Source organism: Stenotrophomonas testudinis (assembly GCF_024499815.1).
GTDB lineage: Bacteria > Pseudomonadota > Gammaproteobacteria > Xanthomonadales > Xanthomonadaceae > Stenotrophomonas.
Window position 1 is genome coordinate 16,013 of the sequence record NZ_JAMOKY010000007.1, and the last position, 21,212, is coordinate 37,224.

The window sequence follows — 21,212 nt, forward strand, 5'->3', positions numbered from 1 at the left end:
TTGTGGATAAAAAAGACGTCGGAAAACGCGTCGAATTTATCCACAGCTTTCCCCACCCCCTGGGGGGCGGTAATGCAGAGGGTTTCGAGGCTAGAAACTCTTTTTATTACAAAGACTTAGCATTGTTTTCCAGCGATTCTGTCTCTACCAGCACCACCAAGCTTTTGATTTATTCCACATTTTTTAAAGCATAGGGGCACGGAACCACATGCGTTTCACACTGCAGCGCGAAGCCTTTCTCAAGCCGTTGGCACAGGTCGTCAACGTGGTCGAACGCCGCCAGACCCTTCCGGTTCTGGCCAATTTCCTGGTCCAGGTGCAGAACGGCCAGCTGTCGCTGACCGGTACCGACCTGGAAGTGGAGATGGTGTCGCGGATCGCGGTTGAAGATGCCCAGGACGGCGAAACAACCATCCCCGCCCGCAAGTTGTTCGAGATCATCCGCGCCCTGCCGGATGGCAGCCGGATCACCGTCTCGCAGACCGGTGACAAGATCACCGTGCAGGCCGGTCGCAGCCGCTTCACTCTGGCAACACTGCCGTCCAACGACTTCCCGTCGGTGGACGAAGTGGAAGCCACCGAGCGCGTGGCCATCGGCGAAGCGACGCTGAAGGAGCTGATCGAGCGCACTGCGTTCGCGATGGCCCAGCAGGACGTGCGCTACTACCTCAACGGTCTGCTGTTCGACCTGCGCGGTGATGCCCTGCGTACTGTCGCCACTGACGGCCACCGCCTGGCCCTGTGTGAAACCGATCTGGCCAAGCCCAGCGGTTCCAAGCGCCAGATCATCGTGCCGCGCAAGGGCGTGACCGAACTGCAGCGCCTGCTGGAAAGCGGCGATCGCGAGATCGAGCTGGAAGTCGGCCGCAGCCACGTCCGCGTCAAGCGCGACGATGTCACCTTCACCTCGAAGTTGATCGACGGTCGTTTCCCGGATTACGAGGCCGTGATCCCGATCGGTGCGGACCGCGAAGTGAAGGTGGATCGTGAAGCCCTGCGTGCGTCGCTGCAGCGTGCCGCGATCCTGTCCAATGAGAAGTACCGCGGGATCCGCGTGGAAGTCTCGCCGGGCAACCTGAAGATCAGCGCGCACAACCCGGAGCAGGAAGAAGCCCAGGAAGAGATCGAGGCCGACACCACGGTCAGCGATCTGGCCATCGGCTTCAACGTGAACTACCTGCTGGATGCCCTGTCCGCCCTGCGCGACGAGGAAGTCATCATCCAGCTGCGCGATTCCAACTCCTCGGCGCTGGTGCGTGAGTCCAGCAGCGAGAAGTCGCGCCATGTGGTGATGCCACTGCGTCTCTGACGTCTGCGTTGTTCCACGTGAAACAGAAGACGCCCGGGAGCTCCGGGCGTTTTTTTTTTGTTCCACGTGGAGCATTGATGAGGATCCTGGGAAAGGGAGTTCCGCGTTGCCGTTTGGTCTCGGCTTCCTGGATCTCGATCGGTTCCTCGCTCGATGGATGCACGGCGATCGAGCGATCCCGGGAAGTTCTCAGCAGGCTGATCTGCCCTCTGCTGGCGCTACTGTCCACAGCCCGGATCTCTGGCCGTTCGGCCCTGCCCTAGCTTTTAAATCTGGGTATAAATCTAAAGCATGGTGGTGATGGTAGAGCCAGATTTCGTGGAAAACAGGGTTATATGATTGATTTAAAAGGTGTTTCTGTACCTGAAACCCCCTGTATATGCGCCCTTGGGGCTGGGGGGGAAGCTGTGGATAGTTTTTCAGACGGCTGAAAAGGGCTTTTTTATCCACAGATTGCCCATACCTTGTGTATAAGTCATACAGACCCCCTGTGGATAGCGTGGAACGACTGGCCTGAATTCTTTGAAATCTGTGGAACGCTTCGCAGCCCTGCCCTGCAGATTTCAAGCAGTTTGCGGCGACTTCGGCTGCTGCCCTGGCTGCGACGCACGGATACGGTTCCGCGCTGGGGTGAAATTCGCTGGATTCTGAGGGCGAGCACCCTGCCGGTTGCTGCAGATTTCAAGAAATCCAGGCCTTGCCAGCGTCCCTGTCGCAAGGATTCGCCGCATCGATTTCCACGTGGAACCGCCTGAACTGGCGGGACCGGCCAACTCCACCAGCAAGATGCTGCCCGCGACGGCGGTCTTGACCGATGCAGTAAGCTGATGGATTCCCTGCCCTGCTACCGCCCCGAGCGGATGGTCTCCTGCGTCCCATGCTGATCCGCCGCCTCGCCTTGAACCAACTGCGCCGCTTCAGTGCCGTGGAACTGTCACCCCAGCCGGGCTTGAACCTGCTGACCGGCGACAACGGTGCGGGCAAGACCAGCGTACTTGAGGCCCTGCACCTGATGGCCTATGGCCGCAGCTTCCGTGGCCGGGTCCGCGATGGGCTGGTCCGCCAAGGCCAGGAAGCGCTGGAAATCTTCGTGGAATGGGACGAACAGCGTTCGGATCACCCGCCGCACCGCCGTAAAGCGGGTCTTCGTCATAGTGGGCAGGACTGGAAGGGCCGCCTGGACGGCGAAGACGTTGCCCAGCTCGGCAATCTCTGCGCGGCGTTGGCTGTGGTGACCTTTGAACCGGGCAGCCACGCTTTGGTCAGCGGTGGTGGCGAACCCCGCCGTCGTTTCCTCGATTGGGGCCTGTTCCACGTGGAACCAGACTTCCTCTCGCTGTGGCGCCGGTACTCCCGGGCACTCAAACAACGCAATGCCCTGTTGAAGCAGGGCGGGCCCTCGCGGATGCTCGATACCTGGGACCACGAGCTGGCTGAAGCGGGTGAACCGCTGACCAGCCGCCGCCAGCACTACCTGGAACGGCTGCAGGAACGGGCGATTGCCCTGGCAACCGCGCTGGCACCGCAGTTGGGCATCCAAGGTCTGGATCTCAGCCCGGGCTGGCGCCGGCACGAGCTGCCGCTGGCCGATGCGCTGCTGCTGGCCCGTGATCGCGACCGCCAGGCCGGTTACACCTCCGTAGGTCCGCACCGGGCCGACTGGAGCGTGGATTTTCACAGCATTCCCGGCCGGGATGCACTCTCACGTGGCCAGGCCAAACTCACCGCCCTCGCCTGCCTGCTGGCCCAGGCCGAGGACTACGCCGAACAGCGCGGGCAATGGCCGGTCATTGCGCTGGACGATCTGGCATCCGAGCTGGACCGGACCCATCAGGCCCGTGTCCTCGAACGTCTGCTGGCCGGTCCGGCGCAGATCTTCGTAACGGCCACCGAGACCCCGGCGGCTTTGGTGGATCTCACCGACATCACCCGGTTCCACGTGGAACATGCGCAGATCGTGGCTGTGCCATAGTGGCTACATCAGGGCCTGCGGGGCCCGGCTGGTATAATTCAGGTTGCATCCCTTCTTACACGGCGCATCGCACCTGTGCGGTGACCGACCTGCGGAGCCTACGGCAAGCGCAATGACCGACGAACAGAACACCCCGGCAAACAACGGCAACTACGACGCCAACAGCATCACCGCCCTGGAAGGGCTCGAGGCTGTCCGCAAGCGTCCTGGCATGTACATCGGCGACGTCCACGACGGCACCGGTCTGCACCACATGGTGTTCGAGGTCGTCGACAACTCGATCGACGAAGCCCTCGCCGGCCACGCCGACCACGTCGCGGTGACGATCCACGCTGACGGCTCGGTGTCGGTGTCCGACAACGGCCGCGGCATCCCCACCGGCAAGCACGAGCAGATGAGCGCCAAGCTCGGCCGCGAGGTTTCGGCGGCCGAAGTCGTGATGACCGTGCTGCACGCGGGCGGCAAGTTCGACGACAACAGCTACAAGGTTTCCGGCGGCCTGCACGGCGTGGGCGTCAGCGTGGTCAACGCGCTGTCGCAGAAGCTGCTGGTGGACGTGTTCCAGAACGGCTCCCACTACCAGCAGGAATTCAGCAACGGCGCCGCGGTCACCGCGCTGGCCAAGCTGGAAGACACCACCAAGCGCGGCACCACCGTGCGCTTCTGGCCGTCGACCGTGGCCTTCCACGACAACGTGGAATTCCACTACGACATCCTGGCCCGACGCCTGCGCGAACTGTCGTTCCTGAACTCCGGCGTCAAGATCGTGCTGGCCGACGAGCGCGGCGACGGCCGTCGCGATGACTTCCACTACGAAGGCGGCATCCGCAGCTTCGTGGAGCATCTGGCCCAGCTGAAGACCCCGCTGCATCCGAACGTCATCTCGGTCACCGGCGAACACAACAACATCGTGGTGGACGTGGCGCTGCAGTGGACCGACTCCTATCAGGAGACGATGTACTGCTTCACCAACAACATCCCGCAGAAGGATGGCGGCACCCACCTGGCCGGTTTCCGCGGCGCCCTGACCCGCGTGCTCAACAACTACATCGAGCAGAACGGCATCGCCAAGCAGGCCAAGATCAACCTGACCGGCGATGACATGCGCGAAGGAATGATCGCGGTGCTGTCGGTGAAGGTGCCGGACCCCAGCTTCTCCAGCCAGACCAAGGAAAAGCTGGTCAGCTCCGACGTGCGCCCGGCGGTGGAAAACGCCTTTGGTGCGCGCCTGGAAGAGTTCCTGCAGGAAAACCCGAACGAAGCCAAAGCCATCGCCGGCAAGATCGTCGATGCGGCGCGTGCCCGTGAAGCGGCGCGCAAGGCCCGCGACCTGACCCGCCGCAAGGGCGCGCTGGATATCGCCGGCCTGCCGGGCAAGCTGGCCGACTGCCAGGAAAAGGATCCGGCGCTGTCCGAACTGTTCATCGTCGAGGGTGACTCCGCAGGTGGCTCGGCCAAGCAGGGCCGCAACCGCAAGAACCAGGCGGTGCTGCCGCTGCGCGGCAAGATCCTCAACGTGGAACGTGCCCGCTTCGACCGCATGCTGGCCTCGGACCAGGTCGGTACGCTGATCACCGCGCTGGGCACCGGCATCGGCCGCGACGAGTACAACCCGGACAAGCTGCGGTACCACAAGATCATCATCATGACCGACGCCGACGTCGACGGCGCCCACATCCGCACCCTGCTGCTGACGTTCTTCTACCGTCAGATGCCGGAGCTGATCGAGCGCGGTTACGTCTACATCGGCCTGCCGCCGCTGTACAAGATCAAGCAGGGCAAGCAGGAGCTGTACCTGAAGGACGACCCGGCGCTGGACAGCTACCTGGCCAGCAACGCGGTTGAAAACGCCGTGCTGGTGCCGGCCGCGGGTGAGCCGGGCATCGAAGGTGCCGCGCTGGAAAAGCTGCTGCTGACCTTTGCCGGCGCGCGCGACGCGATCGAACGCAATGCGCACCGCTACGACCGCAGCCTGCTCGAGGCGCTGGTCGACTTCGTGCCGATGGACCTGGCCCACCTGCGCGGTGCCGCTGAAGGCCAGGGCCTGGATGCACTGGCCCAGCGCCTCAACCAGGGCCGCCTCGGCAGTGCGCGTTTCAGCCTGGAACTGCAGGAGCCGAACGACGAGCGTCCGGCCGCCGTGCTGGTGACCCGCCGCCACATGGGCGAGGAACACGTGCAGGTGCTGCCGCTGGCCGCCTTCGAAGGTGGCGAACTGCGCGCCATCTACCAGGCTGCCAGCCTGCTGCACGGCTTGGTTCGCGAAGGCGCCACCATCGGCCGCGGTGCCAAGTCGGTCGAAGTGGACAGCTTCGCCAAGGCACAGAACTGGCTGCTGGAGGAAGCAAAGCGCGGCCGCCAGATCCAGCGCTTTAAGGGCCTGGGTGAAATGAACCCGGAACAGCTGTGGGATACCACCGTGAATCCCGATACCCGTCGCCTGCTGCAGGTGCGCATCGAGGATGCTGTCGCGGCTGACCAGATCTTCAGCACCCTGATGGGCGATGTCGTCGAACCGCGTCGTGACTTCATCGAAGACAACGCGCTGAAGGTCGCCAACCTGGATATCTGACATGCTTCGACCGTGGCCGCTGCGCGGGGATGCGCGCCGGCCTTCGCCCTCTGATCGCAGGTAATCGATGTCCGCTTCCGTCCCGGTATCCGCCCCGCCGCCCGTTCCGCCAGCCTCGGCTGCGCCGCGCCGCGGTTCGCCCGTGGCAGGCTTCTTCATCGATCTGGGCATCGGTGCCGCCACGCTGTTCATCCTCAGCCTGGTCGCTGGCCTGGCGTGGGGCCTGTATCGCGGCATCCAGGTCGGCTACGCGAGCGCGAAGAACAACGGCGCGGGCATCGACCCGTCCAGCGTGACCGAAGCGCTGGGCACGCCCGGTGCCCTGGCGCAGGTGCTGATGGCCCTGGTGTCGACCGGTGGCGCGGCGCTGCTGCTCTACTTCCTGCGGCGGCCGGCCAATGCGGCCGAACGGCAGGCCTCGACGCAGGCGCTGCGGCGCCCGTCCACCTGGGGCTGGACCCTGCTGGTGGCCACGCTGATCGTGATCGGCAGCAATGGCATCGCCTTTCTGGCCAAGCAGTTCGGCGTCGAACCGGTGCCGACCAACCTGGCGCTGATGCAGCACGCCATCGAGCGGTTCCCGCTGTTCCTGGTGCTGTTTGCGGTGGTGCTGGCGCCGGCCTACGAGGAGCTGCTGTTCCGCCGCGTGCTGTTCGGGCGCCTGTGGCAGGCTGGCCGGCCCTGGCTGGGCGTGCTGCTGAGCAGCCTGGCCTTTGCCCTGATCCATGAGATTCCGGGCACCAGCGCCAACGGCCCGGCCGAGATCGCCCAGCTGTGGCTGGTCTACGGCGGCATGGGCGCCGCGTTCTGCTGGCTCTATCGACGCACCGGGACGCTGTGGGCGGCGATCATCGCGCACGGCTTGAACAACGCCGTGGCCTTGGCCGCGCTGGTGGTCTTCGGGTCAATGTAAGGCCTTGGCCGGTTGACGAAAAATTAAGCGGGCCCAGTACACACTGCCTGCATGAACACGGGGGATTCCATGAAATCACTGCTGCTCGCCCTGCTCATCACCGTACTGGTGGGTGCCTGCGCGACCACCACCTCACCAACCGGCCGCCGGCAGATGGTCGGTGGCGTGTCCCAGGCCCAGCTGGATCAGCTGGGTGCCCAGGCGTTCGCGGAAACCAAACAGAAGGAGAAGATCAGCACTGACGGCCGCCAGAACGCGTACGTGCAGTGCGTGGTCAATGCGCTGGTCGCGCAGCTGCCCGCTCAGTACCGGGGCGTACGGTGGGAGACGGCGGTGTTCGTCGACAAGGAACCCAACGCCTTCGCCCTGCCCGGCGGCAAGGTCGGCGTGAACACCGGCATCTTCACTGTCGCCAAGAACCAGGATCAGCTGGCGGCGGTCATCGGCCATGAAATCGGCCATGTCATCGCCCGCCACCACGAAGAGCGCATCACGCGGCAGATGGGCGCGCAGACGGGCCTGTCCGTGCTGGGTGCGTTGGCGGGTGCCGCCTACGGCGAAGGCGCGGCCAGTACGGTCAACCAGCTGGGCGGTACCGCTGCCCAGACCGCGTTCCTGTTGCCCGGCTCACGTACCCAGGAATCGGAGGCCGATGTGATCGGCCAGCGCCTGATGGCCGATGCCGGTTTCAACCCGGCGCAGGCGGTTGATCTGTGGCAGAACATGATGGCCGCCAGTGGCGGACGCAGCCCGCAATGGCTGTCCACCCACCCCGATCCGGCCAACCGCATTCGCGAACTGCAGCGCGATGCGCCGTCGCTCGCACCCGCTTACCAGCAGGCCCAAGCCGTTGGACGCAGGCCAAAGTGTGGCTGAGTGCGCAGATTCATGCTGTATTGCAGCACATAAAACGATTTCTCACGCCATCTGTTTCTGATACGTTTGGCGGCTCAGATTTTTCTGACAGTCCGACTTTGCCGCTGACGGCGGTTCGATCGAGGTGAACGATGATTTTCCGCAACCACAAAGCTGTGCTTTCCGTCCTCATCGCGACCGCCCTGACCGGCGCCGTGGTCACCGATGCCTTCGCGCAGTCCTCGCGTTCGTCCGAGCGCGGCAACCGCGGTGGCAAGCAGCAGGCCAAGGCCGAAGTCCTGTACCCGAATGCCACCCGTGAGGAGCCGAAGGAAAAGGCGTCCGCGAAGATGGGCAAGCAGCTGCAGAAGCTGATTGACAGCTACAACGATCAGAAGTTCCCGGAGACCCTGCAGATTGCAGGCGAGATCCTGGGCAACAGCGCGTCGAACAACTACGACAAGTCGCTGGCCGCGCAGCTGGCTTCGCAGGCCGCCTACCAGAGCGACGACACCGCCGGTGCCATCGGCTACCTGAAGCAGGCGCTGCAGCTGAACGGCCTGGACAACAACGGCCACTTCCAGTCGATGCTGATGCTGGGCCAGCTGCAGCTGCAGGAAGACCAGACCGCCGAAGGCCTGGCCACGCTGGACAAGTACTTCGCCGAGAGCAAGTCGAACAAGCCGGAAGAGCTGATCGCCAAGGGCCAGGCCCTGTACCAGCTGGAGCGCTACCAGGAAGCCATCCCGGTGCTGCAGCAGGCCATCGCCGGTGCGACCGAGCCGAAGGACAACTGGAACCAGCTGCTGATGGCTGCCCTGTCCGAAGCCGGCCAGACCGGTGAAGCGGTCAAGACCGCTGAAGCGCTGGCGGCGAAGAACCCGAACGACAAGAAAGCGCAGCTGAACCTGGCCAACATGTACATGCAGGCCGATCAGATGCCGAAGGCCGCCGCGGTGATGGACAAGCTGCGCAGCAGCGGCCAGCTCACCGAAGAGCGCGAGTACAAGCAGCTGTACTCGATCTACGCCAACACCGAGAACAAGGAAAAGGACGTCATCGCGGTCATCAACGAAGGGTTGCAGAAGGGCATCCTGAAGCCGGACTACCAGGTTTACCTGGCGCTGGCCCAGTCCTACTACTACTCCGATCAGGTGCCGCAGGCGATCGAGGCGTGGCAGAAGGCTGCCCCGCTGTCCAAGGACGGTGAGACCTACCTGAACCTGGCACGCGTCCTGCATGCCGAAGGTCGCGTTCCCGAGGCCAAGAAGGCCGCCCAGGAAGCTCTGGCGAAGGGCGTGAAGAACCAGGCTGATGCCAAGAAAATCATCAACCTGAAGTAAGTAGGAATAACGCCTGAACGCCTGCACAGTTGATGCGCAGGCGCTCAGGATTGGTATAAGCTTGGAGGTTCCTGCGGTGTCATGCACCGCTGATCAGGGATTCCGCCCCCGGGATTCCGGCCCCACTATTGAGCTCTTGGCGCATGACGGAACAACTAGTCGTTCACCGGTACGAACAAACTGATGACAAGGGGCTGAGCTGGCCTCGCATCGTCGGCATCGCGTTTGTAATCGCCCTGCATCTGGCCGCCTTCATGATGCTCCTGATCCCCGCCGTGGCCCCCAAGGCCGTGGCTGAGAAGGAGCGCAACGTCATGGTGACCATCGTCGACGCGCCGCCGCCCCCGCCGCCGCCGCCGCCGCCGCCGCCGCCGCAGGACACCCCGCCGCCGCCGGTGAAGAACCTGTCGCCGCCGAAGCCCTCGCCCGTCCCGCCGCCGCCGCAGGCGCCGGTCGTCGACGTGCCGGAGCCGCGCCCGAACGACATCGTCACCCCGCCGTCGCCGCCCGCGCCGCCTGCCCCGCCGACCACCATCGAGGCAAGCGTCGACATCTCGTCGAAGGCCATGAATCCGCCGCGTTATCCGCCGGCCGCTTTCCGCGCGGGCATCCAAGGAGAAGTGATCCTGATCATTGATGTCGATGCCAACGGCAACGTCACCAATGTCACGGTGGAAAAGTCCAGCCGTAACCGCGACCTGGACCGTGCTGCGATGGAAGCTGCCCGCAAGTGGCGTTTCAACGCCGCTGAATCTGGCGGTAAGAAGGCTGCTGGCCGCGTCCGCGTCCCGGTCAACTTTGCACTGAACTGATGCGAGCGGGTGGCCGCCGGCCACCCCTCCTCCGGTTCGATTGTTTAGCTTAGCTACACCCTTTATCACCACACACAACAAAGGTAAGCGTCATGCTGCAGGAACTTTTCATCGCCGCTGCTGCCGGGGGCAATCCGTCCAACGCCCTGTCGCAGATGGGCTTCGAGCATCTGATCCACGAGATGACCACCCAGCCGGGTGACTTCGCTGTCTCCTGGGTGGTGCTGCTGACCCTGATCGTCATGTCGGCCATGTCCTGGTACTGGACCGTCATCAACATCTTCCGTTCGGTCCGCCTGAAGAGCGCTGCCGATCGCGTCGTCAGCCTGTTCTGGGACACCCCGAACGCGCAGGACGCCATCCGTGCGATGGAAGAACAGCCGGCTTCCGAGCCGTTCTCGAAGATCGCACTGGACGCTGCCCAGGCGGCTGCCCACCACCAGCGCGCTGAAGGCGGCGCCACCGGCGGTCTGGGTGAGAACCTGAGCCGTTCGGAGTTCGTCGACCGCGCCCTGCGTCAGGCCGTGACCCGCGAAAGCAACAAGCTGCAGTCGGGCATGACCCTGCTGGCCACCGTCGGTGCAACCGCTCCGTTCGTCGGTCTGCTGGGTACCGTGTGGGGCATCTACGGCGCGCTGATCAAGATCGGTGCCACCGGCTCCGCTTCGATCGACGCCGTTGCAGGCCCGGTGGGTGAAGCGCTGATCATGACCGCCATCGGTCTGTTCGTCGCAATCCCGGCCGTGTTCGCCTTCAACTTCTTCAGCAAGGTCAACAGCGCGACCATCAGCAAGTTCGATACCTTCGCGCACGACCTGCACGACTTCTTCGCCACCGGCTCGCGCGTCCGCTGATTGCGGCGCGTGACCCTGCGACGAACGACGTAGTCACCAAGATCTAGACGGAGCCCGTTATGGCTTTCAGTAGTGGTAACAGCGGCGGCCCCATGGCCGACATCAACGTGACGCCCCTCGTGGACGTGATGCTGGTGCTGCTGATCATCTTCATCATCACGGCGCCCCTGATGTCCCATAAGGTCAAGGTGGATCTGCCGGAGGCCAACCTGATCCAGAAGCCGGAAGACGCCGAAAAGCGTGCCGGTCCGATCACCCTGGCAGTCAAGGAAGACGGCTCGATCTATTGGAACGACGAAGAGATCAACAAGCAGACTCTCGAGTCGCGCTTGGCGACCGCCGCCCAGCAGACCCCGCAGCCGCCGCTGAACCTGCGTGGTGACCGCACCACCAAGATGCGCGTCATCAACGACCTGACCAAGGTCGCGCAGGAGCAGGGCATGCTGGACGTCGGCTTCGTCGCGACCAAAGAGAAGGGGCAATAAGCCATGGCATTCAGTAGTGGTGGTGGCAAGGGCCCCATGGCCGACATCAACGTCACGCCCCTCGTGGACGTGATGCTGGTTCTGCTGATCATCTTCATCGTGACCGCGCCGATCATGACGTATCCGATCGCCGTGGACCTGCCGCAGCGCGTGCTCAACCCACCGCCGCAGCTGGTCGAACCGCCGCCGCCGATCGAACTCAAGATCGACGCCAGCAACCAGGTCTCGTGGAACAACAGCCCGATCAATACCAGCGAGCTGCAGCAGCGGATGGAGCAGGAGGTCCAGCGTGACCCGACCAACCAGCCTGAGCTGCGCATCGATGCGAGCCCGGATTCCGAGTACGACGTGATGGCCAAGGTCCTGGCCGCCGCGAAGAATGCTCAGATGAAGAAGATCGGCTTCGTGCAGCAGTAATACGTACTACCGCAGCACAACAGTCATGACGCGACTGCAGACGCCCCTGGAGACAGGGGCGTCTTTTTTTGCGCAGGGTGATGCCGGCGGGGTCGGATCCCTTTCCGCAGGAAAGGGCTCTGACCCCATCACTACTGACCCCATCACCACACCCGCGCCCGCTATGATCGGCGCATGCTCGCCCTCTTCGATTCGCTGCGCCTCTGGCTCGATGGCATTGCCCACTTGGGAACGATCCTGGCGGTGGCCTATCTGCTTTACCTGCTGGCCCTGACCGGCTGGATCATGCTGCAGAAGCGCGAGCCGGTGGCCACGCTCAGCTGGATCCTGTCGCTGGCGTTGCTGCCCTACCTCGGCCTCTTCATCTACTACCTGCTGGGCCCGCAGAAGGTGAAGCGGCAGCGCCTGCGCCGTGGCCGCGCGCGCTCGGGCATGGAGCACTACAGCGATGTCTGCCCGCCCGATGCCGGCTGCACCGAGCTGGCAAAGGTCGCCCAGGCCACCACCGGCCTCGCGCCCAGCAGCGCCACCGAAGTCACCTGGCTGGTGGATGGCGCGACCACCTATGCCGCGCTCATCGAGGCCATCGGCCAGGCGCGCGACCACGTGCATCTGGAGTACTACATCTTCAACCCCGACCACGCCGGCACGGCCCTGCGCGACGCCCTGGTCGAACGCGCGCGTGCCGGCGTGCAGGTGCGCCTGCTGCTCGATGCGGTGGGCTCCTCGGCATTGCCGGCGCGCTTCCTGCGGCCGTTGCTGGATGCCGGTGGCGAAGCCGTGTGGTTCCACCCGCGGCAGCTGCTGAAACCCTTCAAGCGCCCGTGGTTGAACCTGCGTACGCACCGCAAGCTGGTGATCATCGATGGCCAGCTGGCCTTCACCGGCGGCATCAACATCACCGACGAAGAAGACGAGAGCCGCAACCCCAACGCCTACCGCGACCTGCACATGCGCCTCCGCGGCCACGTGGTGCGCAGCCTGCAGCTGGTGTTCGCAGAGGACTGGCTGTACGCCAGCGGGCAGGAGCCGTCGCGCTTCGACATCGCCCGCCTGTGGCCGGCGGACATGCCGCTGCGCGGCGATGGCAGCATCGACGCCCAGGTGCTGGTGTCCGGCCCGGACTCCGGCTGGGAAACCATCCACCGCCTGCACGTGGCGGCCATCCAGGAAGCCAACGAGCGCGTCTGGCTGGTGACGCCCTACTTCGTGCCCGGCGAGGCCGCGCGCATGGCCCTGACCTCGGCGGCGCTGGGCGGCCTGGACGTGCGCCTGCTGGTGCCGAAGATGAGCGATTCCTGGTTCGTCACCCAGGCCGCGCGCTCCTACTTCGACGAACTGCTGCATGCCGGGGTGAAGATCTACGAGTACGGCCCGCGCATGCTGCACACCAAGGCCTTCATTGCTGACGACGAGGTCTGCATCGTCGGCAGCGCCAACTTCGACCACCGCAGCTTCCGGCTGAACTTCGAGCTGTCGATGATGATCAGCGACCGCGACCGCGTGGCGGAACTGGCCACGCTGCTGCAGGCCGAGTTCGACAGCGCCACCCGCGTGCACGACGAGGCCGGCCGTTCGCTGTGGCTCCACCGCCTGCCCGAAGCCTTCGCCCGCCTGGCCTCGCCGCTGCTCTGACGCAGCGCTACACTGCGGTCGATGCCCGGGGAGGACTGGATATGTACTGGCTGTATCTGCTGCTGGCGCTGGGCTGCTTCGCCTTCGCGCTGAAGACCCCGAACATGGGCCTGATGTCGCTGGCCCTGCTGGCCGCCCTCGGATTCCTGCTGGCATGGGTGCGTGGCCGCTACGTGGCCCGCTTTGGCGACCTGCAGCGCGATCCATCCACCCTGGTCGATGCCGAGGAGCTGCGCCGCCTGCGTGAGCAGGCCCGCGCCCATGACGGCACGCCCCCACCCTCTTCCGCACCGTAGTTCCGTTCCATGACCCAGCTCAGCGTCAACGTCAACAAGATCGCCGTCCTGCGCAACTCGCGCGGCGGTGCCGAACCCGATGTCGTGCGTGCGGCCCAGGCCTGCCTGGACGCCGGCGCCCACGGCATCACCGTGCACCCGCGGCCGGACCGTCGCCACATCACCGCCGAGGATGTGCTGGCGCTGTCGACCCTGACCCGCGCCCGCGGCGTCGAGTTCAACATCGAAGGCAACCCGTTCGCGCCGCCGCGCGAGGGCTATCCGGGCCTGCTGCCGCTGTGCGCGCAGACCCGCCCGGCGCAGGCCACCCTGGTGCCCGATGGCGATGGCCAGATCACCTCGGACCACGGCTTCGATTTCGAGCGCGATGGCGAGCGCCTGCGCCCGCTGGTGGCCGAACTGAAGGCGATGGGCTGCCGCGTCAGCCTGTTCGTGGATGCCGGCAACCCGCTGCTGGAACAGGCCGCCGCGGTCGGCGCCGACCGCATCGAGCTGTACACCGGCCCCTATGCCGAAGCGCATGCCGCCGGCGATGCCGCTGCGATGCTGGAGCTGTTCGCCACCGCCGCACGGCGTGCACAGGCGGCCGGGCTGGGCGTGAATGCCGGCCACGATCTTTCGCAGGACAACCTGCGCGACTTCCTGGCCGCCGTGCCGGACGTGCTGGAGGTGTCGATCGGCCACGCGCTGATCGGCGAGGCCCTGTACGACGGGCTCGATACCACCGTGCGGGGCTACCTCGCCCTGCTGTAACGGCTGACGCCGGGCGTTGCCCGGCAGCCACCGCTGCCCATCGCAGCTGCTGAGACGTCCGTGGCCCATGCTTCCGGCCTGCTGCGGCGATGGCGCCTGCGCGACCACGTGCAACCTGTGGATAACACTGGGGTGAACGTGACGTCGGATCCGCCACAACGCCTACAGCTACGTGAATCCTGGCCGCTTGCGCCGCCTGTGGTTAGCAATAATACTAACGTCTCTGAAACGGCCGGAGGGCGCCATGCAATCCCACCCTCGCAACGCCCAGGCCGCCATCAAGGGCCGGGGTTCCACGTCCCACCTCGCGGGGCGCTTCGAAAGCACGGTGAGCGAAGCGGTCGATGACGGCTGGGCCATCGACGAAAGCGAAGAATTCCTCGCCCCGCGCCTGCGTACCGAGGTGCGCGCCGAGACCGCGCGCAGCATCATCAGCCGCAACAACTCCCCGGACGTGGGTTTCAGCCAGTCGGTGAATCCCTACCGCGGCTGCGAGCACGGTTGCTCGTACTGCTTTGCACGGCCCTCGCACGCCTATCTGAACCTGTCGCCGGGCCTGGACTTCGAGACCAAGCTGTTCGCCAAGACCAACGCACCGCAGCTGCTGCGCAAGGAACTGTCAAAGCCCGGTTACGTGCCACAGCCGATTGCACTGGGCATCAACACCGATGCCTACCAGCCGATCGAGCGCAAGCTGAAACTCACCCGCCAGCTGATCGAAGTGATGCTGGAGACCAGGCATCCGTTCTCGCTGATCACCAAGAATGCGCTGGTGGAGCGCGATATCGACCTGCTGGCACCGCTGGCGGCAGAGAACCTGGTCAGCGTGCACTTCTCGGTGACCTCGCTGGACCCGCACCTGTCGGCGAAGCTGGAACCGCGCGCGTCGGCACCGCACGCGCGGCTGCGCGCGATGAAGCGCCTGCACGACGCCGGCATTCCGGTGGGTGTGATGGTCGCGCCGGTGATTCCGTGGATCAACGACAGCGAGCTGGAAGCGGTGCTGGAAGCCGCGCATGACGCCGGTGCCGGCACTGCGGGTTACGTGCTGCTGCGCCTGCCACTGGAGGTAGCGCCGCTGTTCCGCGATTGGTTGGACACCCACCATCCTGATCGCGCCGCGCACGTGATGAGCACCATCCAGCAGCTGCGTGGCGGCAAGGACTACGACAGCCAGTTCGGTACGCGCATGCGTGGCCAGGGTGTCTATGCGGATCTGTTGAACAATCGCTTCAAGCTGGCGCGAAAGCGGCTGGGCTTCAACGCGCAGAACAGCCATTGGCCGAAGCTGGATTGCAGCCGGTTCCAGAAGCCGCTGCCGCCACGGAAGGAATCACCGCAGGGGTCGTTGTTCTGATGTCCGTAGCGTCGAGCTTGCTCGACTGATGGGAAAAGCAGTAGAGCATGGCTCGACTCTACAAGCGGTGCTACCCGCCAAACAGCTTCTGCGCGCTCTGGAACAGGATCCAGCTGGTGGCGATGAACTTGTCGCCGCCCTGCGGCCGGTTGCCGCGATGGGTGTGGGTGAACGCGGTCGGTGCGATCAGCAGGCTGCCGGTGCGCGGTGCGATCTTGCGGCCCTGGAACAGGAACTCGGTCTCGCCCTCTTCGAAGTCGTCGTTGAGGTAAAGCGTCCACAACACGTGCCGGTGCAGTGTTTCCGCCTGCGCATCCTTCGGGTACAGCTCGCAGTGCCAGTACGGGTAACCGCCCTCGCCCGCCGCATACCACTGCAGGTTGATGGCCCCGGGGCGCAGGCAGGTGCGGGCCAGCTCGGCCAGCTGTTCCGGCGCCATGTCGGGGAAATCCTCGGCTGACAGTCGGCGCGGCTGGCCGTTGCTGTCCTGGATCTGCAACATCAACGGTGCGATCAGTGCCTGTGGATAACGACGTAGATAAGTCTGCAGCCCGGCGAAAACCGCTTGTTGCAGCGCGTTGTCCACGTCGCGCCACGCATCCAGGCCGCTGATGCGCAGATCCTTGCTGTGCTTGAGTTCGGGGAACACACCACTGCCTACCGCACCGGGTTTCAGGCCCTGGCTGCTGCGCATGCGGGCGACGATGGCGGCGCACACGTCACTGGGGACGGCGTTGTGGATGACTTCGATGAAATCGACCGGGCCCGGCTCGTGCATGCATGCAATCCTTCGGCGGCAAGGGCTTGATGGTGCCGTTTGCCGCCGCTGCTGTCACCCCGCGGTCATGTCATCGTACTGCCATGACCGCTGTAGGGATGGCCGCCTTCAAGCGGTCTTCGCGTCATGCTCCTGGTGATAACGCACCGCTTCGGCCACTTCCTCGCGCGAGCCGAGGAACACCGGCACGCGCTGGTGCAGGTGGTTGGGCTGCATGTCGAGGATGCGTTCACGACCGGTGGATGCGGCGCCGCCGGCCTGTTCAACCAGCAGGCCCATCGGGTTGGCTTCGTACATCAGGCGCAGCTTGCCGGCCTTGTCCGGTTCCTTCTTGTCCCACGGGTAGATGAAGATGCCGCCGCGGGTGAGGATGCGATGCACGTCAGCGACCATGCTGGCGATCCAGCGCATGTTGAAGTTCTTGCCGCGCGCGCCTTCCTTGCCGGCCAGCAGGTCCTGCACGTAGCCCTGCATCGGTGCTTCCCAGTGGCGCTGGTTGGACATGTTGATGGCGAATTCCTGGGTGGCCGCCGGAATCTGCATGTTCTCGGTGGTCAGCACGAACTCGCCGGTCTCGCGGTCCAGGGTGAAGGCGTGGGTGCCGTGGCCGACGCTGAGCACCAGCTGGGTGCTGGGCCCGTAGATGCAGTAGCCGGCGGCAATCTGCTTGGTGCCCGGCTGCAGGAAGGCCTCATCGCCCGGCAGTTCGACGTTGGTCGGGCAGCGCAGCACCGAGAAGATGGTGCCGACGGAGACGTTGACGTCGATGTTGGAGCTGCCATCGAGGGGATCGAACAGCAGCAGGAAATCACCGCGCGGGTAGATGTCCGGCACCGGCTGGCTGTGATCCATCTCTTCCGATGCGCAGGCGGCGAGGTGGCCGCCCCAGGCGTTGGCTTCCAGCAGGATCTCGTTGCTGATGACGTCCAGCTTCTTCTGCGCTTCGCCCTGCACGTTGCCGGTGCCGGCTTCGCCGAGTACGCCGCCGAGGGCGCCCTTGCTGACGGCGATGGAGATGCTGGTACAGGCGCGGGCGACCACGGCGATCAGCTGGCGCAGGTCGGCGTTGATGCGGCCGGCGTGCTGTTGCTGGATCAGGAAGCGGGTCAACGAAGTACGGGACATGGGCGGGCAAGTCTCGGCAGCGGGAAAACGCCTATTGTCGCTGCTGTGCGCGGCGTGTGCGTGATTGGTTTGAGGCGAAATCGATTACAGGGGTGTTGCGGTGTGCCTCGCCCTGCGCTTCAGGGTTCGCCGCGAGCGCGGAGGGTGTGGCAAAGGCAGGAGCAGGAGCAAAAACAAAGGCGCCTTTCGGCGCCTTTGTTTTCAAGCATGTGCTGGGTTGCTTCAGCCCTTGGCGACGGTGGCCACGGCCTTGGCGACGTATTCCAGGTTGTTCTGGTTCAGCGCGGCCACGCAGATGCGGCCGGTGCCGACGGCGTAGATGCCGAACTCGTCGCGCAGGCGTTCCACCTGCTCACGGCTCAGGCCGGAGTAGGAGAACATGCCGGCCTGTTCGTTGATGAAGGCGAACTGCGGGGCACCGGCGGCGGCGAGCTTTTCGACCAGGCCCTGGCGCAGGGCGTGGATGCGCTCGCGCATCTCGGTCAGTTCCTGCTCCCACATCGCGCGCAGGTCCGGGTTGGTCAGTACGCCGGCCACCAGCGCGGCACCGTGGGTGGACGGGCTGGAGTAGATCGTGCGGATCACGCGCTTGACCTGCGACTGCACGGCCTTCGCATCGGCAGCGGTCGGGGCGACCATCGACAGCGCACCCACGCGTTCGCCATACAGCGAGAACGACTTGGAGTACGAGTTGGCGACGATGAAGCTGTCGATGCCGGCTTCGGCGATGATGCGCACGGCGGCGCCATCCTGCTCGATGCCCTTGTCGAAGCCCTGGTAGGCCATGTCGATGAAGGGGAACAGCTGCTTGTCCTTCAGGACTTCGGCCACCTGCTTCCACTGGCTGACGGTGAGGTCGGCGCCGGTGGGGTTGTGGCAGCAGGCGTGCAGCAGCACCACGGTGCCGGCCTGCAGCTTCTGCAGATCGGCCAGCATGCCGTCGAAATCCACGCCATGGGTGGCGGCGTCGAAGTAGGTGTACTCGACCACGTCGAAACCAGCGGCACCGAACACGGCGCGGTGGTTTTCCCAGCTCGGGTTGCTGATGGCGATGGTGGCGTGCGGCAGCAGCTTCTTCAGCACGTCGGCGCCGACGCGCAGCGCACCGCTGCCACCGACGGTCTGTGCGGTGGTGACGCGGCCGGCGGCCAGCAGCGGCGAGTCCTTCCCGAACACCAGTTCACGGGTCGCCTGCGTGTAGGCAGGCAGGCCGTCGATCGGCAGGTAGCCACGCGGTTTGGCTTCGGTGGCGAGCTGCTGCTCGATCTGCTTGACGGCGCGAAGCAGCGGAATGCGGCCGCTCTCGTCGTAGTAGATGCCCACACCCAGGTTGACCTTGGTCGGGCGGCTGTCGGCGTTGTACGCCTCGGTCAGGCCCAGGATCGGGTCGCCCGGGACCAGTTCCACGTTTGCAAAGAAGGACACGGCAGTACTCGTTCTATTTGAGGGGGAGAAGAAGCGCGGGTCGTGAAGCAGCGGCCGTCGGCCACAGCCATGCCATCGTAACAAAGCGTGCCACCCGCGCGGCGGCCATCGTCACGCCGCAGCCCGTACCATGGCGTGTTGTTTCCCCGCCGTGCGTGTAGCTGAACGATGAACGATTCCCTGGCGCCCCGCCGCCTGCCTCTGCTGATTGCCCTGCTGCCGTTGCCGGTGCTGGCCCAGAACGCCGCCGACCCTGCCCCGCAGCAGCTGCCGACCGTGGAGGTGCAGGCCGCGCGCGTGCAGGGCATCGATCCGTTCGCGCTGCCGGCCAGCCAGGACACGGTGTGGGTGGGCGACGACCGCAGCGGGCCCGGGATGCAGGTGTCCGAAGCGCTGGCCGGGGTGCCTGGGGTGCTGGCCCGTGACCGCCAGAACTATGCGCAGGACACCCAGCTGTCGATCCGCGGCTTCGGCGCGCGCTCCACCTTCGGCGTGCGCGGCGTGCGGGTGCTGATCGATGGCGTGCCGGCCACCATGCCCGATGGCCAGGGCCAGCTGTCGCACGCCAGCCTGCTTGGTGCCGAGCGCATCGAAGTGCTGCGCGGCCCGTTCTCCGCCCTGTACGGCAACTCCTCCGGCGGCGTGCTGCAGGTGTGGAGCGCGCAGGGCCAGGCCGGCGATCCGTGGCGGCTGCGGGTGAACGCCGGTGCCGACAACACCGTCAGCGTTGGCGCGCAGCTGCGCGGTGCCGGTCCGGTGATCGACTACAACATCGCCGCCAACCACTTCCACACCGATGGCTGGCGCGACCACAGCGAGGCGCGGCGTGAGTCGCTCAACGCACGGCTGGGCGCTGAAGTCGGCGGCGGCCGCCTGGAGCTGCTGCTCAACGCGCTGGATGCCGCCGATGCGCAGGACCCGCTGGGCCTTACCCGCGCCCAGGTCGCGGCCAACCCGCGCCAGGCCACGGCCGTGGCCGAGCAGTACAACACCCGCAAATCGGTGCGGCAGCAGCAGGCCGGCCTGCGCTGGACCCGCGAAAGCGGCGCCCAGCGCTGGCAGCTGATGGCCTACGCCGGGCAGCGCGCGGTGACCCAGTTCCTGCCGATTCCGCCCAACGCGCAGGCCAACCCGCTGCACGCCGGCGGCGTGATCGACCTGGACGGCGGCTATGGCGGCATGGACGCGCGCTGGGGCTGGAAGGGCGACCTGGCCGGGCGCCCGCTGGACGTGGTGGCGGGCATCAGTGCCGACCGCCAGCGCCAGCACCGCACCGGCTACGAGAACTTCGTCGGCAGCACCCTGGGCGTGCGCGGCCGCCTGCGCCGCGACCAGATCGACACCGTGCAGAACGTCGACCAGTTCGCCCAGGCGTGGTGGCAGTGGAGCCCGCGCTGGTCGCTGCTGGCCGGCGTGCGCCACAGTGCCGTGCGCTTTGAGTCGGACGACCGCTACATCACCGGCAGCAACCCCGACGACAGCGGCCGCCGCCGCTACCAGGCGACCACGCCGGTGGCCGGGGTCAGCTTCGAGGCGACCCCGCAGTGGCGCCTGCACGCGGCGGTCGGACGCGGCTTCGAGACCCCCACCTTCAACGAGCTGGGCTACCGTAGCGACGGCCAGGCCGGCCTGGCGCTGGACCTGTCGGCCGCGCGCAGCCGCAACATCGAGGTCGGCAGCAAGTGGCATGCGCAGAACGGAACCCGGCTCGATGTCAGCGTGTTCCGCGCCGTTACCGACGATGAGCTGGCCGTTGCCAGCAACACCAATGGCCGCAGCACCTACCGCAACATCGGCCGTACCCGCCGCCAGGGCGTGGAACTGCAGTACCAGCAGCCGCTGGCCGAGCAGTGGGAACTGCAGCTGGCCTGGACCTGGCTGCAGGCGCAGGTGCGTTCGCCGTACCTGACCTGCGGTGGCAGTGGTTGCCGCGTGCCGGACACCGTCGTGGCCACAGGCAGCCGCCTGCCTGGCGTGCCGCGGCAGCAGGCCTTCGCCCGCCTGCAGTGGTCGCCCGGCGAGTGGCAGTGGGCGCTGGAGGCCAATGCCAGCAGCGACACAGTGGTGAACGACCTGGCCACCGAGCGCGCGCCCGGCTACACCGTGCTGAACCTGGAAGCCGGCCGCCGCTGGACCCTGCCCGGCGGCGACCTGCGTGCCTTCGCGCGGCTCGACAACCTGCTGGACCAGGCCTACATCGGCTCGGTGATCGTCAACGATGGCAACGGCCGCTTCTACGAGCCGGGCCCGGACCGGCGCGCCAGCGTGGGCCTGCAGTGGTCGTGGCGCTGATGCGCGCGGTCGGCAGCGC

Annotated in this window: 18 protein-coding genes; 15 read left to right on the top strand and 3 right to left on the bottom strand. The window is 65.7% G+C overall.

Features of this window, described 5'->3' with window-relative positions; all coding sequences use genetic code 11:
- Positions 1 to 208 precede the first annotated feature (208 nt).
- From dnaN to NQ204_RS06505, 14 genes are all read left to right on the top strand, one after another.
- Positions 209 to 1,309 (top strand): DNA polymerase III subunit beta, encoded by a 1,101-nt coding sequence (gene dnaN / locus NQ204_RS06440; RefSeq protein WP_005411731.1) that lies wholly within the window; start codon positions 209 to 211, stop codon positions 1,307 to 1,309.
- Positions 1,310 to 2,186: 877 nt separating this feature from the next.
- Complete coding sequence (gene recF / locus NQ204_RS06445) at positions 2,187 to 3,281, top strand: DNA replication/repair protein RecF (protein WP_116864026.1); 1,095 nt, start codon at positions 2,187 to 2,189, stop codon at positions 3,279 to 3,281.
- 112 nt (positions 3,282 to 3,393) lie between these two features.
- Positions 3,394 to 5,853 (top strand): DNA topoisomerase (ATP-hydrolyzing) subunit B, encoded by a 2,460-nt coding sequence (gene gyrB, locus NQ204_RS06450; protein WP_116864027.1) that lies wholly within the window; start codon positions 3,394 to 3,396, stop codon positions 5,851 to 5,853.
- A 67-nt stretch (positions 5,854 to 5,920) separates the two neighbouring features.
- Complete coding sequence (locus NQ204_RS06455; RefSeq protein WP_256643383.1) at positions 5,921 to 6,766, top strand: CPBP family intramembrane glutamic endopeptidase; 846 nt, start codon at positions 5,921 to 5,923, stop codon at positions 6,764 to 6,766.
- Positions 6,767 to 6,835: 69 nt separating this feature from the next.
- A complete protein-coding gene (locus NQ204_RS06460; protein ID WP_256643384.1) occupies positions 6,836 to 7,642 on the top strand; it encodes a M48 family metallopeptidase in 807 nt (268 codons plus the stop codon).
- Between the two features lie 131 nt (positions 7,643 to 7,773).
- Complete coding sequence (locus tag NQ204_RS06465; RefSeq protein ID WP_256643385.1) at positions 7,774 to 8,964, top strand: tetratricopeptide repeat protein; 1,191 nt, start codon at positions 7,774 to 7,776, stop codon at positions 8,962 to 8,964.
- 143 nt (positions 8,965 to 9,107) lie between these two features.
- On the top strand, positions 9,108 to 9,776 hold the full coding sequence (locus NQ204_RS06470; RefSeq protein ID WP_488192347.1) for an energy transducer TonB: 669 nt from the start codon (positions 9,108 to 9,110) through the stop codon (positions 9,774 to 9,776).
- Positions 9,777 to 9,868: 92 nt separating this feature from the next.
- Positions 9,869 to 10,630: a TonB-system energizer ExbB gene (gene exbB, locus NQ204_RS06475; RefSeq protein WP_079224460.1), complete on the top strand. Its 762-nt coding sequence runs from the start codon at positions 9,869 to 9,871 to the stop codon at positions 10,628 to 10,630.
- A 59-nt stretch (positions 10,631 to 10,689) separates the two neighbouring features.
- A complete protein-coding gene (locus NQ204_RS06480) occupies positions 10,690 to 11,115 on the top strand; it encodes an ExbD/TolR family protein (RefSeq protein ID WP_040006786.1) in 426 nt (141 codons plus the stop codon).
- 3 nt (positions 11,116 to 11,118) lie between these two features.
- Complete coding sequence (locus tag NQ204_RS06485) at positions 11,119 to 11,532, top strand: ExbD/TolR family protein (protein ID WP_005411740.1); 414 nt, start codon at positions 11,119 to 11,121, stop codon at positions 11,530 to 11,532.
- A 174-nt stretch (positions 11,533 to 11,706) separates the two neighbouring features.
- Positions 11,707 to 13,167 carry a cardiolipin synthase gene (cls, locus tag NQ204_RS06490; protein ID WP_256643386.1) on the top strand — a complete coding sequence of 487 codons (1,461 nt, stop codon included), beginning with the start codon at positions 11,707 to 11,709 and terminating at the stop codon, positions 13,165 to 13,167.
- Between the two features lie 41 nt (positions 13,168 to 13,208).
- Complete coding sequence (locus tag NQ204_RS06495; RefSeq protein WP_108767148.1) at positions 13,209 to 13,463, top strand: hypothetical protein; 255 nt, start codon at positions 13,209 to 13,211, stop codon at positions 13,461 to 13,463.
- Between the two features lie 9 nt (positions 13,464 to 13,472).
- Positions 13,473 to 14,216, top strand: coding sequence for a pyridoxine 5'-phosphate synthase (locus NQ204_RS06500; RefSeq protein ID WP_256643387.1), 744 nt, complete (start codon positions 13,473 to 13,475; stop codon positions 14,214 to 14,216).
- 244 nt (positions 14,217 to 14,460) lie between these two features.
- The gene (locus NQ204_RS06505; protein WP_256643388.1) at positions 14,461 to 15,573 is read left to right on the top strand and encodes a PA0069 family radical SAM protein; all 1,113 of its coding nucleotides are present in this window, start codon (positions 14,461 to 14,463) and stop codon (positions 15,571 to 15,573) included.
- Between the two features lie 70 nt (positions 15,574 to 15,643).
- Here the strand turns inward: NQ204_RS06505 and NQ204_RS06510 are convergent, their stop codons facing one another.
- The 3 genes from NQ204_RS06510 to NQ204_RS06520 form a co-directional block, all read right to left on the bottom strand.
- A complete protein-coding gene (locus NQ204_RS06510; protein WP_256643389.1) occupies positions 15,644 to 16,351 on the bottom strand; it encodes a 2OG-Fe(II) oxygenase in 708 nt (235 codons plus the stop codon).
- Between the two features lie 108 nt (positions 16,352 to 16,459).
- Positions 16,460 to 17,476: a class 1 fructose-bisphosphatase gene (locus NQ204_RS06515; RefSeq protein ID WP_116863654.1), complete on the bottom strand. Its 1,017-nt coding sequence runs from the start codon at positions 17,474 to 17,476 to the stop codon at positions 16,460 to 16,462.
- 222 nt (positions 17,477 to 17,698) lie between these two features.
- On the bottom strand, positions 17,699 to 18,901 hold the full coding sequence (locus NQ204_RS06520) for an amino acid aminotransferase (protein WP_116863655.1): 1,203 nt from the start codon (positions 18,899 to 18,901) through the stop codon (positions 17,699 to 17,701).
- Between the two features lie 168 nt (positions 18,902 to 19,069).
- Here NQ204_RS06520 and NQ204_RS06525 point away from each other — a divergent pair, with 168 nt between their 5' ends.
- A complete protein-coding gene (locus NQ204_RS06525) occupies positions 19,070 to 21,193 on the top strand; it encodes a TonB-dependent receptor family protein (RefSeq protein WP_256643390.1) in 2,124 nt (707 codons plus the stop codon).
- Positions 21,194 to 21,212: the final 19 nt, after the last annotated feature.